The sequence below is a fragment of the Cryobacterium sp. N19 genome (genome assembly GCF_002929595.1).
In the GTDB taxonomy this organism is placed as follows: Bacteria; Actinomycetota; Actinomycetes; order Actinomycetales; family Microbacteriaceae; genus Cryobacterium; species Cryobacterium flavum.
In genome coordinates, this window is the sequence record NZ_PJJR01000048.1 from 188,449 (window position 1) to 205,669 (window position 17,221).

Consider the following 17,221-nt stretch of genomic DNA (forward strand, 5'->3'; position numbering starts at 1 on the left):
AGCAATGACACAATCAGACACCGGAACGCCAGCCCCCTCCAGCCGAGTGAGCGGCATCGGTCGACTCTTGATTGCTGTCTACGGCGTGCTGGCCCTCGCGGCCACCGGGCGTTCGTTCGTGCAGATCGTGCGGGCTTACGATGAAGCGCCGCTCGCCTACACACTGTCGGCTCTCGCTGCCGTCGTCTACATTGTGGCCACGATCGCCCTGATCAAACGCAGCGCCCTCTGGTATCGCATCGCCTGGACCACGATCAGCTTCGAACTGCTCGGAGTTCTCGTCGTGGGAACGCTGAGCCTGGTCGACCCGGCGCTGTTCCAGCATGCCACCGTGTGGTCGGTCTACGGCAGCGGCTATGTCTTCATTCCGCTGGTACTCCCGCTACTGGGCATGTGGTGGCTTCGACGTCACCCGGTCGCGTTGGCCGAGGGACGCTCATGAAAATCCTCTATGGTGTCGACTCGGTGCCGATCGACTGGCCCAAGTCGGCCGTGAGCATCGGCAAGTTCGATGGTGTGCACGCCGGGCATCGCGCGGTCATCGCCGAACTCAAGACCATCGCGGCCCGGGAACAACTCGCGACCGTCGTCGTCACGTTCGACCGGCATCCGCTCGCCCTGCTTTCGCCGGCCACCTGCCCGAGCGCGCTGGTCAGCGCCGAACAGAAACTCAACCTGATCGCCGAGACCGGCGTTGATGCCACGCTGCTGCTCGAATTCAACCAGGCACTCTCCAGCCTGCCTCCGCGTGACTTCATCGAGCGCATCCTGGTCACCGCGCTGCATGCCCGGTTTGTGCTGGTCGGTCGCGACTTTCGGTTCGGGGCGAAGGGCGCGGGCGACGTGGCCCTGCTCCGTGAGCTCGGCACCGAGTTCGGCTACGAAGTGCGCCTGATCGACGACCTGAAGCCCGACGGCGCCCGAAGGGTGTCGTCGACCTGGATCCGCGAGCTGCTCGGCAGCGGCGAGGTCACCGAAGCCGGCGAACTGCTCGGCCACCTGCCCACCGTTCGCGGCGTCGTCGTGCACGGTGCCGCCAGGGGCCGCGAGCTCGGTTTTCCCACCGCCAACCTGTCAGCCGATTCCGACGGCCTGATTCCCGCCGACGGCGTGTACGCCGGCTGGCTGAGCGATGCGGGATCCCGCTACCCGGCAGCCATCTCGGTGGGCAACAACCCCACCTTCGACGGCGTGGCCCCGAAGCAGGTCGAAGCGTACGTGCTCGACGAAGTGGATCTTGACCTCTATGACCACGTCGTCGACGTATCGTTCGTGGAGCGGATTCGCGGCATGGTTGCCTATTCGGGCATCGACCCGTTAATCGAGCAAATCCGCGATGACGTCGCGCGGGTTCGGGCAATTCTGAGCCGCACGAACGCGCGTTAGTCCAGCCGCAGCCGGTTGCCGACGGCGAACCAGGCCGTCGCGCCGAACAACGGGGCGAGCAGGACCGCCAGTACCCAGTTGGTACGAACGCTGGGGCGCAGGTGCGCGGCCCGCCCGATCTGAATCATGGCCACGAGCGACAGCGTGAGCACGATCACGCCGGCACACACCGCCACAATGATGCCCACCCAGCCGTTATCGCCCACATCCCCCATGTCAGAAACCATACCAAATAGTATTTTTATTGTACAGTCACAAACAGAGAATGGTGGAGGCCTCCGGGGTCATCGCGTGGGGGCTACTTCGCCCCGGTACGCTGGGATCACGAGTAATTTCCTGGGGGTTTTATGTCACAACAAGCACGAGCAATAGAAACGCGCGCAGCGATAATTCGCGGTGCCGCGGAAGCTTTCGAGCAACGCGGATACGGGAGCACGTCCCTCGCGCAGGTGAGTGCTGCCGCCGGGGTAACCAAGGGGGCCCTGTACTTTCACTTCGATTCCAAGGAAGCCCTCGCGGTGGCCATTATCGATGCCCAGCACGAGAAATCGGTCGGTGCCGGCCGAGCGCTGCTCGACGATAACGTGCCGGGCCTGCGCGCCCTCGTCTCCATGTCCTACGAGCTGGCTCGCCAGTTGCGCGATGACCTCATCGTCAGCGCCGGGGTGCGCCTGACCATTGAGGCCGTCAATTTTTCCACGCCGGTGTCGGCTCCCTATCTCGACTGGATGGTCGCCTGTGAGGAATTTTTGCGCCGGGGGATCGCCGACGGGGATGTGGCGCCAACGGTCGATGTGCCGGCTGCAGCACGCTTTTTCACCGCCGGTTTCACCGGCGTGCAGGTCGTCTCGGACGTTCTGACCAGGCGCGGCGACATCGACCAGCGACTGACCGAGATGTGGTCGCTGATGCTGCCCGGTCTCGTAGCCCCCGAACGCTGGGACGACTTGAAGAATCTGGCCGTCGAGGTGCAGCGGGAACGCAGCCGACCGCAGCCCTAGACTGACCGAGTGAATACCGCCTCCTCCCGCCGACTGTGGCCGGGGCGCGGCCTCGCCCTGCTAGGCATCATTTTCGTGGCGGCCAACCTGCGCAACGCTGTCGCAGCGCTCTCGCCGATCGTGACCGAGATCAACGTCGATATCCCCCTGAGCACGGTGTCAATCGGGGTGCTCGGCATGCTCCCACCGGTCTGCTTCGCGCTGTTCGGCATCTTCACCCCCATGATCACCCGCCGCCACGGACTCGAAGCGCCACTCGTGCTCGCCCTCATCGCGATTCTTCTCGGTCACCTCACTCGAGGCTTGTCCGGCTCGATCACCATGCTCATTATCGGCAGTGTCATCGCCTTCGCCGGACTCGGCATCGGCAACGTGCTCCTGCCGCCACTGGTCAAGAAGTACTTTCCGGACCGCGTCGGGCTCATGACGAGCGTCTACGTCACCGTGGTGTCCTTGAGCGCCCTCGTGCCGCCCCTGATCGCCGTTCCGGTAGCGGATGCCGCCGGCTGGCGGGTCTCGCTCGGCATATGGATGCTGCTGGCCCTGCTGGCTCTGGTGCCGTGGATCACCATGCTCCTGCGGCATCGCATCACGCAAACCCCCGGCCCGGTCGTCGACGAGGCCGACGCTGCCATTCTCGGTCGCCTCTGGAAATCATCGATCGCGTGGGCGATCGCCGGGGTGTTTGCGGCCTCGTCGCTCAATGCTTACGCCATGTTCGCCTGGCTGCCGCAATTGCTCGTCGATACTGCGGGGGTCAGTCCGGCCCAGGCTGGAACCCTCCTCGCGGTCTATGCCGGCATGGGAATACCGTGCGCGCTGATCATTCCGGTGCTCACCGCCCGCATGGCCAACGTCGGGCCGCTTGTCTATATCGGAGTGTTCCTGTTCGTGGCCGGTGATCTCGGTCTACTGTTCGCGCCGGAGACCCTGACCTGGCTCTGGGTCAGCTTTGCGGGCCTGGGGCCGTTGTTCTTTCCGCTCGCGCTCGTGCTGATCAACCTGCGCACCCGCACCCATGCTGGCGCTGTGGCTCTCAGCGGCTTTGTGCAGAGCGTCGGCTACACACTGGGAGCCCTGGGGCCGCTGGTTTTCGGTCTATTGCACGAGCTCAGCGGCGGCTGGACCTGGCCGCTCGGCTTTCTGCTCGCCACCGCTCTGGCGATCATCATCGCGGGTACCGTGATCGGTCGTCCGCACATGCTCGAGGACGATCTGGAACGCTCACGCTGACGGACCTCAGGGCACCAGTTCGGCTCGGTGGATCAGTGCCGCAGCACCGATCAGCGGGCCGTCGCCCGACAGCGCTGACGGAACCACTCGCACCCGGGTGGCATAGGCGAACTGCACCCGCCGTTTGATCGCCTCGCGGGCGAACTCGAGCAGGTCGGGGGTGACGTTGGAGAAGCCGCCGCCGATGGCCACGAGGTCAAGGTCGAGCAGAGTTGCTGCGGACGCGAGGGCCTGACCGAGCGCCCCGCCGCTGCGTGCAACGGCGGCGACCGCGATCGGATCGGCGGCCGCGTAGGCTGCCGCGAGGTCTTCGCCCGACTCGCCGGTGAAGCCCTGGCTGCGTGCCCAGGCGACGGTCTTCGGCCCCGAGGCGATGGCCTCGATGCAGCCCACTCCACCGCAGGCGCAGGGGTCGCCAAAACCGCCGACCTCGATGTGGCCGATATGCCCGGCGTTTCCGGTCGGCCCCGACGCGGTCACCCCGCCGAGGATCAGGCCGCCGCCGATGCCGGTCGACACGATCATGCCCATCAGGTTGTCGACGCCCTGGCCGGCGCCGACCCAGTGCTCGGCGAGGGTGATGCAGAGCCCGTCCATGCGCAGGCGCACCGGCAGGCCGGGAACGAGGCCGACCACCAGCTCCTTGAGCGGATACTCGCGCCAGACCGGCAGGTTCAACGGTGACACCGCCCCCTGCGCCAGCTGGATCGGCCCGGCACAGCCGATACCGACCCCGACCAACGGATATTCCGGCGGCAGGCTCGCCAGGGTTTGCAGCACCACGCCACTGACAGCGGATGCCAGTTCGTCGCTCGTCGCGCGCGCCCCGGTCGGTGCGCGGTGTCGGCTGGTACCGAGCACGACTCCGAGGTCATTTACGAGGGCAGCTTCGACCTTGGTGCCTCCCACATCGACGGCGAGAACGTACGTGGAGGCTTCAATGGCGGGCATGCACTCATCGTAGAAGATCGCGCATCTGCTCAGATGAGCAACAATCCCTACGGCTGTTGATTCGTGCCGCGGACCGTCGTAGGCTGGGTTCAAACGATTGGACCGCGATCTTTCCATGAGCGACACCGACGAACTCCTGTCCATCCGCGCCGCCGAGCTTTACTACGAAGAGAATCAGACCCAGGACGAGATCGGCGTGATTCTCCGCCTGACTCGGTGGAAGGTCGGCCGCTTGCTGGCCAGTGCCAAGGCCAACGGTTTCATCCGCATCGAGATCGTGCATCCGCGCGCCCGCCGGCTGCCGATCGAACGCCGCCTCCGCGAATCGACCGGCCTCACCGACGCCATCGTGGTCTCCTCCGCCGGCGTATCGAGTGACGCCGAACTGCAGTCCCGCACCGCGCAGGCCGCCGCCGACTACCTCACCAGCCTCCGCCCGATTCCGCGCACCCTTGGCATCAGTTGGGGTCGAACCCTGCACGATGTCTCCCTGCACCTCAAACAGGGGTGGGCTCCGGGGGTGAACGTGGTGCAGATCAACGGCGGCGTCAGCCTGAACCAGCGCACCGGCACCGCGGCATCCACTGCCGTCACCATCGCCCACAAGGCCGACGGTTCGGCCACTCTGCTGCCGAGCCCCGCCATCTTCGAACGCCTCGAAACCAAGCAGGCGATGGAAGCCGACCGCACCGTCGCAGGGGTGCTCGCCCTGGCCCGCAACGCGCAGGCCTACGTTTTCAGCGCCGGGCAGGCGGATGCGAATTCCGCCCTCGTCGACAGCGGCTACCTCACCGTGGAGCAGATCGACGACCTCGTCTCCCGCGGCGCGGTCGGCGATGTCGTCGGCCGGTACATCGATGCCAACGGCCGCATCGTCGACCCCGAACTCAACGAACGCACGGTCGGCATCCAGATCGACCAGTTGCGCCGCGCCCCGCTCACCATCGCCGTCATCTCCGGAAACAACAAGCACGCCATCGCTCGCGCCGTCGTGCGTAACGGCCTGTGCACCGTGCTGGTGACCGACGAAGACACCGCGAACGCTCTGCTCCAGGAAAAGGACACCCCATGACTCACACCCCCCTGGCTACCTACCAGCCGGAACAGCGTGCCCTCGCGCTGATCGGCGGGGAGGCCACCGACGCCAACCTGCGCCGGTACCTGCACGGAATCCCCGGAATCGACGCCGTCGGCCTCGAAGCTCGCGCCGCCGACCTCGGCACCCGCTCGATCAAAACCAGCTCCAAACGCTGGGCGATCGACACCATCATCGGCCTGATCGACCTCACCACCCTCGAGGGCGCTGACACCCCCGGCAAGGTGCGCTCGCTCGTCGCCAAGGCGCAGGTGCCAGACCCGAGCGACCCCGGTACCCCCCGTGTCGCCGCGGTCTGCGTCTACGGCGACATGGTCGGTACCGCCGTCAACGCGCTCGGCTCTGCCCATGCCGCCGGCGGCACGGAGGGAGTCAACGTGGCCGCCGTCGCCACCGCTTTTCCGAGCGGCCGCGCCTCCCTGGCGATCAAGCTCGCCGACGTGCGCGACTCGGTCGCGGCCGGCGCCGACGAAATCGACATGGTCATCGACCGTGGTGCTTTTCTGGCCGGCCGGTTCGGCCAGGTCTACGACGAGATCGTCGCCGTGAAAGACGCCTGCCGTCGGGTCGACGGTTCGATGGCTCACCTCAAGGTGATTCTCGAGACCGGCGAACTGAACACCTACGACAACGTGCGCCGCGCCTCTTGGCTGGCCATTCTGGCCGGCGGTGACTTCATCAAGACCTCCACCGGCAAGGTGGCCCCGGCCGCGACGCTGCCCGTGACGCTGTCGATGCTCGAGGTCGTGCGCGACTGGTACCGCCTCACCGGGGTGCAGATCGGCGTGAAACCGGCCGGCGGCATCCGTACGTCGAAGGACGCCATCAAATACCTCGTGACGGTCGCCGAAACCGCGGGAGAGGACTGGCTCACGCCGCACCTGTTTCGCTTCGGGGCTTCCAGCCTGCTCAACGACGTGCTGCTGCAGCGCCAAAAGATGACGACCGGGCACTACTCCGGCCCCGACTACGTGACGATCGATTAGGGAACAACCATGAAATTTCTTGACTACGCCCCGGCCCCAGAGTCGCAGGCCCTGCTGAACCTCAAAAGCGACTACGGCCTCTTCATCAACGGCGATTTCACGGCCGGTCGCGGAACCCCGTTCCAAACCATCAACCCGGCTACCGAGCAGCAGATCGCCATGATCGCCACCGCCAACGAAGCGGATGTCGACGCCGCAGTCGCGGCCGCCCGTCACGCCTACGATGGCGTCTGGTCCCGCCTCTCCGGCAGCGACCGGGGCAAGTACCTGTTTCGCATCGCCCGCCTGGTGCAGGAACGCGCCCGCGAACTCGCCGTCGCTGAGACCCTCGACAACGGCAAACCGATCAAGGAAACCCGCGACGTCGACATTCCCCTGGTCGCCGCCTGGTTCTTCTACTACGCCGGCTGGGCCGACAAGCTCGACCACGCCGGAGTCGGTCCGAACCCGGCCTCGCTCGGCGTCGCCGCGCAGGTCATCCCGTGGAACTTTCCGCTCATGATGCTCGCCTGGAAGATCGCCCCTGCCCTTGCCGCCGGGAACACGGTCGTGCTCAAGCCCGCCGAAACCACCTCGCTCACCGCGCTGCTGTTCGCGGAGATTCTGCAGCAGGCCGACCTGCCCGCCGGCGTCGTGAACATCATCACGGGTGACGGAAGCACCGGGCAGACCCTGGTCAACCACCCAGGCGTCAACAAGGTCGCCTTCACCGGCTCGACCTCGGTCGGTCGGGCCATCGCCCGTTCCGTCGCCGGAACCGACAAAAAGCTCAGCCTCGAGCTCGGCGGCAAGGGCGCCAACATCGTCTTCGACGACGCCCCGATCGACCAGGCTGTCGAGGGCATCGTGCGCGGCATCTTTTTCAACCAGGGTCACGTCTGCTGCGCCGGCAGCCGCCTGCTCGTGCAGGAAAGCATCCACGACGACGTCATCGAGCGGCTCAAGCGCCGCATGCAGACATTGCGCCTGGGCGACCCGCTCGATAAGAACACCGACATCGGTGCCATCAACAGTGCAGAACAGCTCGCCCGTATTCGCGAACTGTCCGATCTCGGCCAGCAGGAAGGCGCCGAACGCTGGAGCACCGACTGCGTCATTCCCGAGAACGGTTTCTGGTTCGCGCCGACCATCTTCACCAACGTGTCCACCAGCCACCGCATCGCGCGCGATGAGATCTTCGGCCCGGTGCTCTCCGTGCTGACCTTCCGCACCCCGGCCGAAGCAATTGCCAAGGCGAACAATACCCCGTACGGTCTCTCCGCCGGAATCTGGAGCGACAAGGGCAGTCGCATCCTCGCCGTCGCCGACAAGCTGCGCGCCGGCGTGATCTGGGCGAACACCTTCAACCAATTCGACCCGTCCAGCCCGTTCGGTGGCTACAAGGAGAGCGGCTACGGCCGCGAGGGCGGCCGCCACGGCCTCGCTGCGTACCTCAAGCCCGCCGTACGCACCGGGTCGCGGTCGATCCCGGCCGCGGAGCACGCTCCGGTCAGCAAGAAGTCCGCATCCGCCAGCAAGAAGTCCGCATCCGCAGAGAAGGCCACCAAGTGAACCGCCTCGCCATTCCCAAGACATACAAGCTTTACATCGGCGGCAAGTTTCCGCGCAGCGAATCCGGCCGCGTCTACGAGGTGCTCTCGCACAAAGGCGACTTTCTCGCAAACGCCGCGAAGGGGAGCCGCAAGGATGCCCGCGACGCCGTCGTTGCCGCCCGCAGCGCCCTCGGTGGTTGGGCCGGTGCCACGGCCTATAACCGTGGCCAGGTGCTGTATCGCATCGCCGAACTGCTCGAGGGCCGCCGGGCGCAGTTCATCGACGAGATCGAGAGCTGCGAGGGCGTCAACGCCGCCGCAGCGAGTGCCCAAATCGACGAGGCCATCGATCGCTGGGTCTGGTACGCCGGCTGGGCTGACAAGTACGTGCAGGTCGCTGGCAACGCCAACCCGGTCTCCGGTCCGTTCTTCAACCTGTCGGTGCCCGAACCGACCGGCGTCGTCGCGATCATCGCCCCGCAGGGCGGCGAATCGCTGCTCGGACTGGTCAGCGCCATCGCACCGGCCCTCGTGGCCGGTAACACCGTCGTCGTCGTCGCCAACGAACTCGCACCGCTGTCGGGGATCAGTCTCGGCGAGGTGCTCGCCACGAGCGATGTGCCCGGCGGAGTCGTCAACATCGTCACCGGTTCGCCGGCCGAAATCGCGCCGTGGCTGGCCAGCCACGCCGACGTCAACGCGCTCGACCTCGTCGGTGCCGGCGACCTCGACTGGGTGGAGCTGCAGATCAGCGCCGCCGACACGCTCAAGCGGGTACTCCCACCCGAGTCGGGAGCGGATGCCGCAGCCCCCGCCCTGTCCCGCATCCTCGCCTTCACCGAAGTCAAAACGGTCTGGCACACCAAGGCCATCCTCTAGCCTGTCGCCCGGGTATCCGCTGGCCGCCGCCCGGGCATCCGCTGTGACCGTGCAACGGGTGTCCCAGGCCGCGATAGGCTGCGGCCCATGACCTTACGCAGAGCACTCGTCACCGGCGCGACGGGCTACATCGGTGGACGTCTCGTTCCCAAACTTCTCGACGCCGGTTTCACCGTGCGGGTGCTCGTGCGCACGCCGTCGAAACTGCGCGATGTGCCCTGGGCCGATCAGGTCGAGGTAGTCGAGGGAGACCTCGGCGACCTGGCCTCGGTTGAGCGCGCGTGCGTCGATATCGACGTGCTGTTCTATCTCGTGCATTCGATGGGTGCGGCCGGCGACTTCGAAAAAACCGAGCACACGGCGGCGGAGAACGTCGCCCGGGCGGCCTTCGCCGCCCACGTCGGACGGATCGTTTACCTCGGCGGGCTGCACCCCGACACGCAGACGTTGTCGGCTCACCTGCGCTCCCGGATGGAAGTCGGCCGCATCCTGATCGACAGTGGCGTGCCCACCATCGCGTTCCAGGCCGGCGTCGTGATCGGCTCAGGTTCCACCTCGTTCGAGATGATCCGCCACCTGACCGACGTGCTGCCCTACATGCCCGCGCCCAAATGGGTGCGCAACAAGATCCAGCCGATCGCCGTGCGTGACGTGCTCTACTACCTGCAGGCCGCGGCCGACCTGCCGCCCGAGGTGAACCGCACCTTCGACATCGGCGGTCCGGACGTCTTGCGGTACGGCCAGATGATGAACGGTTACGCCCTCGAAGCCGGCCTCAAGCAGCGGGCCATCGCGGCTCTGCCGGTACTCACCCCGTGGCTCGCCTCGCAGTGGGTGAACCTGGTCACGCCGATTCCACGCAACCTCGCCATCCCCATCATCGCCTCGCTGCAATACGACTGCGTCGTGCACGAGAGTGATATCGACGAGTTCATTCCGCAGCCGGAGGGCGGCCTCACCGGCTATCGTCGCGCCGTGCGTCTGGCCCTCGGCCGCATGCGAGACGGCGACGTGGAGACCAGCTGGCGCAACTCCTCGATCGAGGGTGCGTCGAGCAACCCGCTTCCGAGCGACCCGAACTGGGCCGGCCACTCCGTTTACACCGACCTGCGCGAGAAGACCACCCCGGCCGACCCCGCAGCACTGTGGCGGGTCATCGAGAGCATCGGCGGCGAAAACGGCTGGTACTCCTTTCCGCTGGCCTGGGCCGTTCGCGGTCTCATGGACAAGGCCGTCGGCGGGGTCGGTCTTCGCCGCGGCCGCCGCAACCCCGACCACCTGCATAACGGTGAGGTGCTCGATTTCTGGCGGGTCGAGCAGATCGACCACGGAAGCTTTCTGCGCCTCCGCGCCGAAATGCGCGTCCCAGGCCGGGCCTGGCTCGAAATGAGCGTGACACCAACGGATGCCGGCGGCTCCCTCTACCGCCAGCGCGCGGTGTTCTTTCCCCGCGGCCTCGGCGGGAGGCTGTACTGGGCGGCGATCCTGCCGTTCCACGGCATCATTTTCGAGGGCATGGCCACCCGCATCACGGCCACGGCGGCGGTGGAGCGGAAAACCGAGGTGCCGCATCCGCTCGGCGCAGTATCTCGCTCTGAGGATAACTGAGGTTTCAGTAGAACGTGCGTATACTCTGAGAATTCTGGCGGCTCGGCCTGGTTCGGGGCATGATGGTTACGAGTAGGAGGCCACTATGTCAGTTTCTCTCGCCTTTCTGGGCGACGGCCTTGTCGCGAGCGGTCTGTGGGACGAGTGGTTTCCCGAGCACGATGTGCACAATTTGGCCGCCAGTGGAAACACCACCGATGAGGTGATCGCGCAGATTGATCGGGTGATTGAGTTGCGGCCGGACGCCATCGTGATCGGGGTCGGTACCAACGATCTCGGCTGGCGCAAGTCCGACGAATACGTCGTGCGCAACGTCGAGACCATCCTGCACACCCTCCGTCGAGCCCTGCCAGAGACCCGCATAATGGTGCAGTCTGTTTTACCGCGTGACCGGGACTTTGCCGAGACCATCCGCTCAATAAACCGGCACGTGTGGCAGTATGCACCCACCCAGCACGTGCAATACCTTGACCTCTGGCCGGCTCTCGCCCTGCCGGACGGCGAGCTCGACCCGGCACTCGGTATCGACCGCCTGCACCTGAATCCGGCCGGGTACGCGGCCTGGCTCGCCGAACTGAAGCCGGGGCTGGAGATGCTGTTCGAACGCCCGCCGTCGACGACATCGATTCCCATCCAGCACGCCTGAACCGCCAGGGACGAGCGCGCGGCTGCCTGCTTGGCACGCTCGGTAGAGTGGACTCATGCTCAGATCGGTTCGCCCCGCACTCGTCCTCACTCTCGGTGCGCTGATTAGCGGGGGTCTGGTCATCGGGGGAGCCGCGCTCGCCCCGACGCCGCCAGCGCAGGCCGCCACCGCTCCGCTCAGCCTGGTGGGCGCAGGCGTCAACGACTTCAGCTTTGACTCCTTCGACGCCCAATACGACCTTGGCCTGGACGCTGACGGCCGGTCAACGCTGACAACCGTCGAGACCATCGTGGCCCGCTTCCCAGAGGTCGACCAAAACCACGGCATTCAGCGCGCCATCCCCACGCACTACCGGGGGCGTCCCACCGACATCGTGATCGAGAGCGTCACCGACGAGAACGGCACGCCCCGACCGTTTGGCACCGAGACCACCAGCGAAGACCGCGATGAAGAGTTTCTCGTGGTGACGAGTGCCGCCGACGAATTCGTGCACGGTGCAGAGACCTACGTGATCACGTACGCGCAATCCAACGTCACGCTGTATCCCGACAACGCCGAAACCGAAGAGTTCTACTGGGACGTAAACGGCACCGGATGGGACCAGCCGTTCGGCCTGGTCACCGCAACGGTGCGGTTCGATCCGGAGCTCGTCGACCGGTTGAGCGGCAAGCTGCGGTGTTTTCAGGGGCGGGATGATTCTCAGTTGCCCTGTGACAGCATCCGTTTCACCGGGTCCGACACTGAACCGACCGTCTCCGCGGTTACCCGCGAGCTCGGGCCGCAGGAGAACCTGACCATCGATGTCGAGTTTCAGCCGGGTACCTTTGTGCCGCGCGATGATTCCTTCACCGCCAACGCCTTCCCCAGCATTGGGCTGGCCGCCGCCATCGTGGCGTTGCTGACGGCCCTGTTGGCCGCACTGTTACGCGCCACCCGATTGCGTGACGCGCGTGGTCGATTCACCATCATCGCCGAGTATCTTCCGCCGCGAGGGGTGAACCTGCTCACCTCCGGAGACATCGTCGGTGCCTCGAGCAAGGCGATGGCGGCCCAGTTCATCAGCTTCGCGGTGCGTGGCAACGTGCGTATTCTCGAGACCAGCGACAAGAAGAGTCACTTTCTGCTCGAATTCGTGCACGCCGACGGCGTCGACGAGACCGAGAGCCGCATTCTCGGCAAGCTCTTTCCCGGACTGCAGCCCGGCGACCAACGTGACCTGAAGAAGAAGAGCATTTCGTTGAGCAAGGCGCTGGCGAAGGAACGCACGGCGAGCCACGCGGAATCTCTGCGTTTGGGTTTGCGGGAACAGAAAAACGTCGCCCTGCGCAGTGTGCTCATGGGGATTGCCGTGGTCAGCGGTGGTGTCGCCGTCGTGGCCGGCCTGGGCGCCGTCATCACGGTGGTGGGCGGGTTCTGGCCCCTGCTGATCATCGCGCTGGGCGTCGTGGCTGTCGTTGCCACGATCGCGTTGGTCGCCAATTTTAGAACGCTCACTGAAAGTGGTGCGGAACTGCGTGACTATCTGAAGGGCGTCAAGTTGTATATAGGTCTCGCCGAAGCCGATCGGCTGCGAGTGTTGCAGAGTCCGGAGGGAGCCGTGCGTTCCGTCTATCGGCCGGAAAACGGTCGGCCAAATCTCGGCCTTGCCACCGCGACAGCGGATGCCCCCGCCGTACAGATCGTGAAACTCTACGAACGCGTGCTGCCCTTGGCCGTACTGTTCGGGCAGGAGAAGGACTGGTCCGGCGTGCTGAGCCAGTACTACGCCGAGAGCAACACCCAGCCCGACTGGTATTACGGGTCCGGAATTTTCCAGGCGGCGTACTTCGCGGGTGCGATCAGCTCCTTCCAGGCCGCCACGACGGCGTCCTGGTCGGGCAGCGCCACGAGCTCATCGAGCTCCGGTGGAGGCGGCGGCGGTTTCTCGGGCGGCGGAGGCGGCGGCGGGGGCGGGGGAGGAGTCTGATGGGCACTCCAGCCGCACCGACGTTCACTCGCTCGGCTCTCGCGCCTGGCCTGCTGGGCGCCATCGTTCTGCTCGCCGGACTCGCGCTTCTGGACGGCGAGAGTTTCATCATCATTCGCTACGCGGTCAGTATTCTGGCGCTCATCATCTGCGTCTTCGTGATTCAGGCCCGGTCCTGGTACTGGCTGCTCGGTCTCGTTCCGATGGCTATCCTGTGGAACCCGGTCGTGATCATCGACCTCAGCGGTCAGGGCTGGGTCTCGGCTCAGTTCATCGCGGCGATCGTTTTCATCGTCGTCGGTCTGCGCACCAAAGTGCCAATTCGCAAGGATTGAACGTCGGGCGTAGACTACTATCGCGTTGAGAGAACTCGATCAGATCTCTACTGGCTCTCGCATTCGGTGGCAGTACCTGTCATATCTGCACCACCGTTGCGACAGCATCCGCTTGACCTTGGGTCGGGCGTCATGATCAGGGCCCGTGCTGTGTTTCGTGTACCACCTGTTTCTGCACGCCGGAGAAACGGTGTGCGCGCACTGCGCGTTTCGGTAACACCAGAATGCCGTGACCGGCACGCTCGGATAGGTACAGCCGGTACCCGTACCGTGCTGCTTCGAAGTGGAGAACAATGGCTTATACCCGCACCGATGCCTCGAGCAGCCGGAACAACCTCGGTCGTAGTGGGTCCACCCGCAATCGGGCTCACCCGCGTTCCCGCGACGATGATGCGCCGATCATTCCGATTCTCGCCCGCAAGGTGCGCGAGGTCGAAGCGAAGGCGCAGTCCGGTACCAAGCTCGGGCCGACCAACCGCACGAAATACCAGGTCATCGCCCTGCTGATGCGGGAGGAACGCGCCCGGGTCAAAGGCGACAAAGAGCTCTCCGACGCGAACCGAGCAGAGCTGCTCAAACGCCTCGATGGGATCGCCCAGATTCTGGCCAAGACGGCCGCCCGTGACACGAGCCTGATAACCCTGCTCGAACCCGATGCGGGCGTCTCCACCGTCGCCCAGCGGTTTCGGCGCGATTGGCTGCTCGAATCCGGTGCCGAGCTCAGCCCCGACGAACTCATCATCACCCGTGAGCCCGAGGCCGCACCGGTCGTGCTGCAGAACCAGGTCATCCCGCAGTCGGTGAAAGCCCGGCAGCTGGCTAACCCGTTCCTGGCCCCCGACTTCAGCGCAGCGGCCCAGCCGATCGTGCACCCGCGTCGACTCGCCAACTGGGAACTGCTCGGCCCCCTGTTCAAATCTTTCGAGTACGGTTCAGGCGGCCAGGCGGCCAGCATGGACATGCCGGAAGCCCCCCGCCTCGACCGGCTCTCCCCGGGCGGCATGGAGCTCATGCGGCACCAGGCACGTTTCATCGAGAGCGCCCGCCTCGGCCACCGCAGCTACCTGCTCGCCGACGAGCCTGGCCTCGGCAAAACCGCGCAAAGCCTGCTGGCGGCATCCGTTGCCAACGCCTACCCGTTGCTGGCCATCGTGCCGAACGTGGTCAAGATGAACTGGGCCCGCGAAGTTGAGCTGTGGACGCCGAACCGGCGGGCCACCGTCATCCACGGCGACGGAGACACCCTCGACGCGTTCGCCGACGTGGTCGTGGTGAATTACGACGTGCTCGACCGCCACCTGGCCTGGCTCGGCACGCTCGGGTTCAAGGGCATGGTCGTCGATGAGGCGCACTTCATCAAGAATTTGTCCTCGCAGCGGTCCAAACACGTGCTGTCGCTCGCCGACCAGATCCGCCGCCGTACTCCGGGCGGCAACCCGCTGCTGATGGCGCTCACCGGCACCCCTCTCATCAACGACGTCGATGATTTTCGCGCCATCTGGCAGTTCCTCGGCTGGATCGACGGCGACAAGCCGGCCCCCGCCCTTCTGAAACGCCTCGAAGAGACCGGGCTGACTCCCGCCGACATGGGGTTCTACAAGGAAGCCCGCGCCGCTGTCATTGATATGGGCATCGTGCGTCGCCGCAAGGTCGACGTCGCCGCCGACCTGCCGGCCAAGCGCATCGCCGACCTGCCGGTGGAACTCGACGATGACCTCGGCCGATCCATTCGTCAAGCCGAACGTGAGCTGGGTGCCCGTCTGGTCACCCGCTACCAGGCGCTCGTGGCTGCCCGCCATGCCGGTTCCGGCGGTCCAGCTGTTCCCGACGAAGACCAGCGGGATGCCTACATTCGCGCCGTCGCCCACGCCGAGCTCGAAGATTCCAAGGGCCAGACCACTGGCGAAAACGTCTTCACGATGGTGCGCAAGATCGGTCAGGCCAAGGCCGGGCTCGCAGCCGATTACGCTGCGCAACTCGCCCGCTCGGTGGGCAAGGTGGTGTTCTTCGCCAAGCACATCGACGTCATGGACACCGCGGAGGAGATCTTCGCCAAGCGCGACCTGAAAACGGTTTCGCTGCGCGGCGACCAGAGTGCCCTGGCCCGCCAGGCGGCGATCGACTCGTTCAACAATGATCCCGACGTCGCGATCGCGGTGTGTTCGCTCACCGCGGCCGGTGTCGGCGTGAACCTGCAGGCCGCGTCCAACGTGGTGCTCGCCGAACTCAGCTGGACCGCTGCCGAGCAGACCCAGGCCATCGACCGGGTGCACCGCATCGGCCAGGACGAGCCGGTCACCGCGTGGCGCATCATCGCCGCGCACACCATCGATGCGCGTATCGCCGACCTGATCGGCAGCAAAGAGGGTCTGGCCGCCCGCGCCCTCGATGGGTCTCAGGCAGAGTTTTCGGCCACCGAATCGGTGCAGGCAAGTGCGCTCATCTTCCTGCTCACCCAGGCCCTCGACGGAAAGCTGTAACCCGCATGAAGATCGGTATTCTCACCAGCGGCGGCGACTGCCCCGGACTGAACGCGGTCATTCGCGGCGCCGTGCTCAAGGGTGTGCGCACGCACGATTTCGAGTTCGTCGGAATCCGCAATGGCTGGCGCGGACTCGTGCAGAGCGAGTTCATGGAACTCGATCGTCACAGCGTGCGCGGCCTGTCCCGCCAGGGCGGCACCATTTTGGGCAGTTCCCGCACAAACCCGTTCGAGGGCGAGCACGGCGGCCCGGAGAATATCCAGCGCACCCTCGACGCCAACGGCATCGACGCCGTGATCGCGATCGGCGGGGAGGGCACGCTGACCGCAGCGCACCGCCTCACCGAGGCCGGACTCAACATTGTCGGCGTGCCGAAAACCATCGACAATGATCTCGAGGCCACCGACTACTCGTTCGGCTTCAACACCGCCGTCGAAATCGCCACCGAAGCCATCGACCGGCTGCGCACGACCGCCGAATCGCACGGGCGCTGCATGGTCGTCGAGGTCATGGGACGCCACGTCGGCTGGATTGCGCTGCACTCCGGCATGGCCGGCGGCGCCCACGCCATCCTCATTCCTGAGCAACCCAAGTCGATCGAGCAGATCTGCGACTGGGTCGAGCACGTTCGCGACCGCGGTCGGGCCCCGGTCATCGTCGTCTCGGAGGGTTTTCTGCTCTCCGGCATGGAGAAGGCGCACTCCACCAAGGGCCTCGACGCCTTTCATCGGCCTCGTCTGGGCGGAATCAGCGAGATCATCGCCCCGTTGATCGAAGAACGCACCGGCATCGAAAGCCGGGCCACGGTGCTCGGCCACACCCAGCGCGGCGGCGCACCGTCGGCCTACGACCGGGTGCTCGCCACCCGCCTGGGTATGGCGGCGGTCGACGCGATCCACAACTCCCAGTGGGGCTCCATGGTGTCGCTGCGCGGCACCGAGATCGACGTCGTGAGCATCGCATCGGCCACGATCGGCCTCAAGCGGGTCTCACCGGCCCGCTACGACGAGGCTGCCGTACTCTTCGGCTAGAAGAGTGCGCTCGTGGCACGCGTTTGAGCTCGTGGCACGAGTTCAAACCAGTGCCAGCTTCTCAAACGAGTGCCGCGAGGTGCCGAGC

16 protein-coding genes are annotated in these 17,221 nt (G+C 65.7%); 14 read left to right on the top strand and 2 right to left on the bottom strand.

Translation table 11 applies throughout. The features are described from left to right. Positions 1 to 4 precede the first annotated feature (4 nt). Both CXY78_RS07145 and CXY78_RS07150 read left to right on the top strand, forming a co-directional pair. Positions 5 to 442, top strand: a complete 438-nt coding sequence (locus CXY78_RS07145) for a hypothetical protein (RefSeq protein ID WP_092340935.1) — start codon at positions 5 to 7, stop codon at positions 440 to 442. Beyond that, the gene (locus tag CXY78_RS07150; RefSeq protein WP_092340936.1) at positions 439 to 1,386 is read left to right on the top strand and encodes a bifunctional riboflavin kinase/FAD synthetase; all 948 of its coding nucleotides are present in this window, start codon (positions 439 to 441) and stop codon (positions 1,384 to 1,386) included. Before CXY78_RS07145 ends, CXY78_RS07150 begins: the two co-directional genes overlap by 4 nt. On the opposite strand, the gene CXY78_RS07155 is transcribed toward CXY78_RS07150, so the two are convergent. Further along, complete coding sequence (locus CXY78_RS07155; protein ID WP_134343594.1) at positions 1,383 to 1,613, bottom strand: hypothetical protein; 231 nt, start codon at positions 1,611 to 1,613, stop codon at positions 1,383 to 1,385. The two genes, CXY78_RS07150 and CXY78_RS07155, sit on opposite strands and share 4 nt — an antisense overlap. A gap of 120 nt (positions 1,614 to 1,733) precedes the next feature. Here CXY78_RS07155 and CXY78_RS07160 point away from each other — a divergent pair, with 120 nt between their 5' ends. Then, a complete protein-coding gene (locus CXY78_RS07160; protein WP_104088783.1) occupies positions 1,734 to 2,387 on the top strand; it encodes a ScbR family autoregulator-binding transcription factor in 654 nt (217 codons plus the stop codon). 9 nt (positions 2,388 to 2,396) lie between these two features. Then, on the top strand, positions 2,397 to 3,620 hold the full coding sequence (locus CXY78_RS07165; protein ID WP_092340941.1) for an MFS transporter: 1,224 nt from the start codon (positions 2,397 to 2,399) through the stop codon (positions 3,618 to 3,620). Positions 3,621 to 3,626: 6 nt separating this feature from the next. On the opposite strand, the gene CXY78_RS07170 is transcribed toward CXY78_RS07165, so the two are convergent. Beyond that, on the bottom strand, positions 3,627 to 4,571 hold the full coding sequence (locus CXY78_RS07170; protein ID WP_104088785.1) for an ROK family protein: 945 nt from the start codon (positions 4,569 to 4,571) through the stop codon (positions 3,627 to 3,629). Between the two features lie 115 nt (positions 4,572 to 4,686). Between CXY78_RS07170 and CXY78_RS07175 the strand changes: the two genes are divergently transcribed. The 10 genes from CXY78_RS07175 to CXY78_RS07220 all read left to right on the top strand — a co-directional run bounded on the left by CXY78_RS07175 (position 4,687) and on the right by CXY78_RS07220 (position 17,133). After that, positions 4,687 to 5,643 (top strand): sugar-binding transcriptional regulator, encoded by a 957-nt coding sequence (locus CXY78_RS07175; RefSeq protein ID WP_092340944.1) that lies wholly within the window; start codon positions 4,687 to 4,689, stop codon positions 5,641 to 5,643. Continuing rightward, complete coding sequence (gene deoC, locus CXY78_RS07180) at positions 5,640 to 6,653, top strand: deoxyribose-phosphate aldolase (RefSeq protein WP_104088786.1); 1,014 nt, start codon at positions 5,640 to 5,642, stop codon at positions 6,651 to 6,653. Before CXY78_RS07175 ends, deoC begins: the two co-directional genes overlap by 4 nt. Before the next feature lie 9 nt (positions 6,654 to 6,662). Then, positions 6,663 to 8,204, top strand: a complete 1,542-nt coding sequence (locus CXY78_RS07185) for an aldehyde dehydrogenase family protein (protein ID WP_104088788.1) — start codon at positions 6,663 to 6,665, stop codon at positions 8,202 to 8,204. Continuing rightward, complete coding sequence (locus CXY78_RS07190) at positions 8,201 to 9,064, top strand: aldehyde dehydrogenase (RefSeq protein WP_092340949.1); 864 nt, start codon at positions 8,201 to 8,203, stop codon at positions 9,062 to 9,064. Before CXY78_RS07185 ends, CXY78_RS07190 begins: the two co-directional genes overlap by 4 nt. Before the next feature lie 87 nt (positions 9,065 to 9,151). Beyond that, complete coding sequence (locus CXY78_RS07195) at positions 9,152 to 10,672, top strand: SDR family oxidoreductase (RefSeq protein WP_092340950.1); 1,521 nt, start codon at positions 9,152 to 9,154, stop codon at positions 10,670 to 10,672. Positions 10,673 to 10,757: 85 nt separating this feature from the next. Next, positions 10,758 to 11,318, top strand: coding sequence for a GDSL-type esterase/lipase family protein (locus CXY78_RS07200; protein WP_104088789.1), 561 nt, complete (start codon positions 10,758 to 10,760; stop codon positions 11,316 to 11,318). Between the two features lie 55 nt (positions 11,319 to 11,373). After that, complete coding sequence (locus CXY78_RS20985; RefSeq protein ID WP_158253288.1) at positions 11,374 to 13,284, top strand: DUF2207 domain-containing protein; 1,911 nt, start codon at positions 11,374 to 11,376, stop codon at positions 13,282 to 13,284. Beyond that, positions 13,284 to 13,619 carry a DUF6804 family protein gene (locus tag CXY78_RS07210; protein WP_233197329.1) on the top strand — a complete coding sequence of 112 codons (336 nt, stop codon included), beginning with the start codon at positions 13,284 to 13,286 and terminating at the stop codon, positions 13,617 to 13,619. Before CXY78_RS20985 ends, CXY78_RS07210 begins: the two co-directional genes overlap by 1 nt. A gap of 293 nt (positions 13,620 to 13,912) precedes the next feature. After that, positions 13,913 to 16,099, top strand: coding sequence for a DEAD/DEAH box helicase (locus CXY78_RS07215; RefSeq protein WP_092340955.1), 2,187 nt, complete (start codon positions 13,913 to 13,915; stop codon positions 16,097 to 16,099). A 5-nt stretch (positions 16,100 to 16,104) separates the two neighbouring features. After that, positions 16,105 to 17,133, top strand: a complete 1,029-nt coding sequence (locus CXY78_RS07220; RefSeq protein ID WP_092340956.1) for a 6-phosphofructokinase — start codon at positions 16,105 to 16,107, stop codon at positions 17,131 to 17,133. The last annotated feature ends 88 nt before the right edge of the window (positions 17,134 to 17,221 follow it).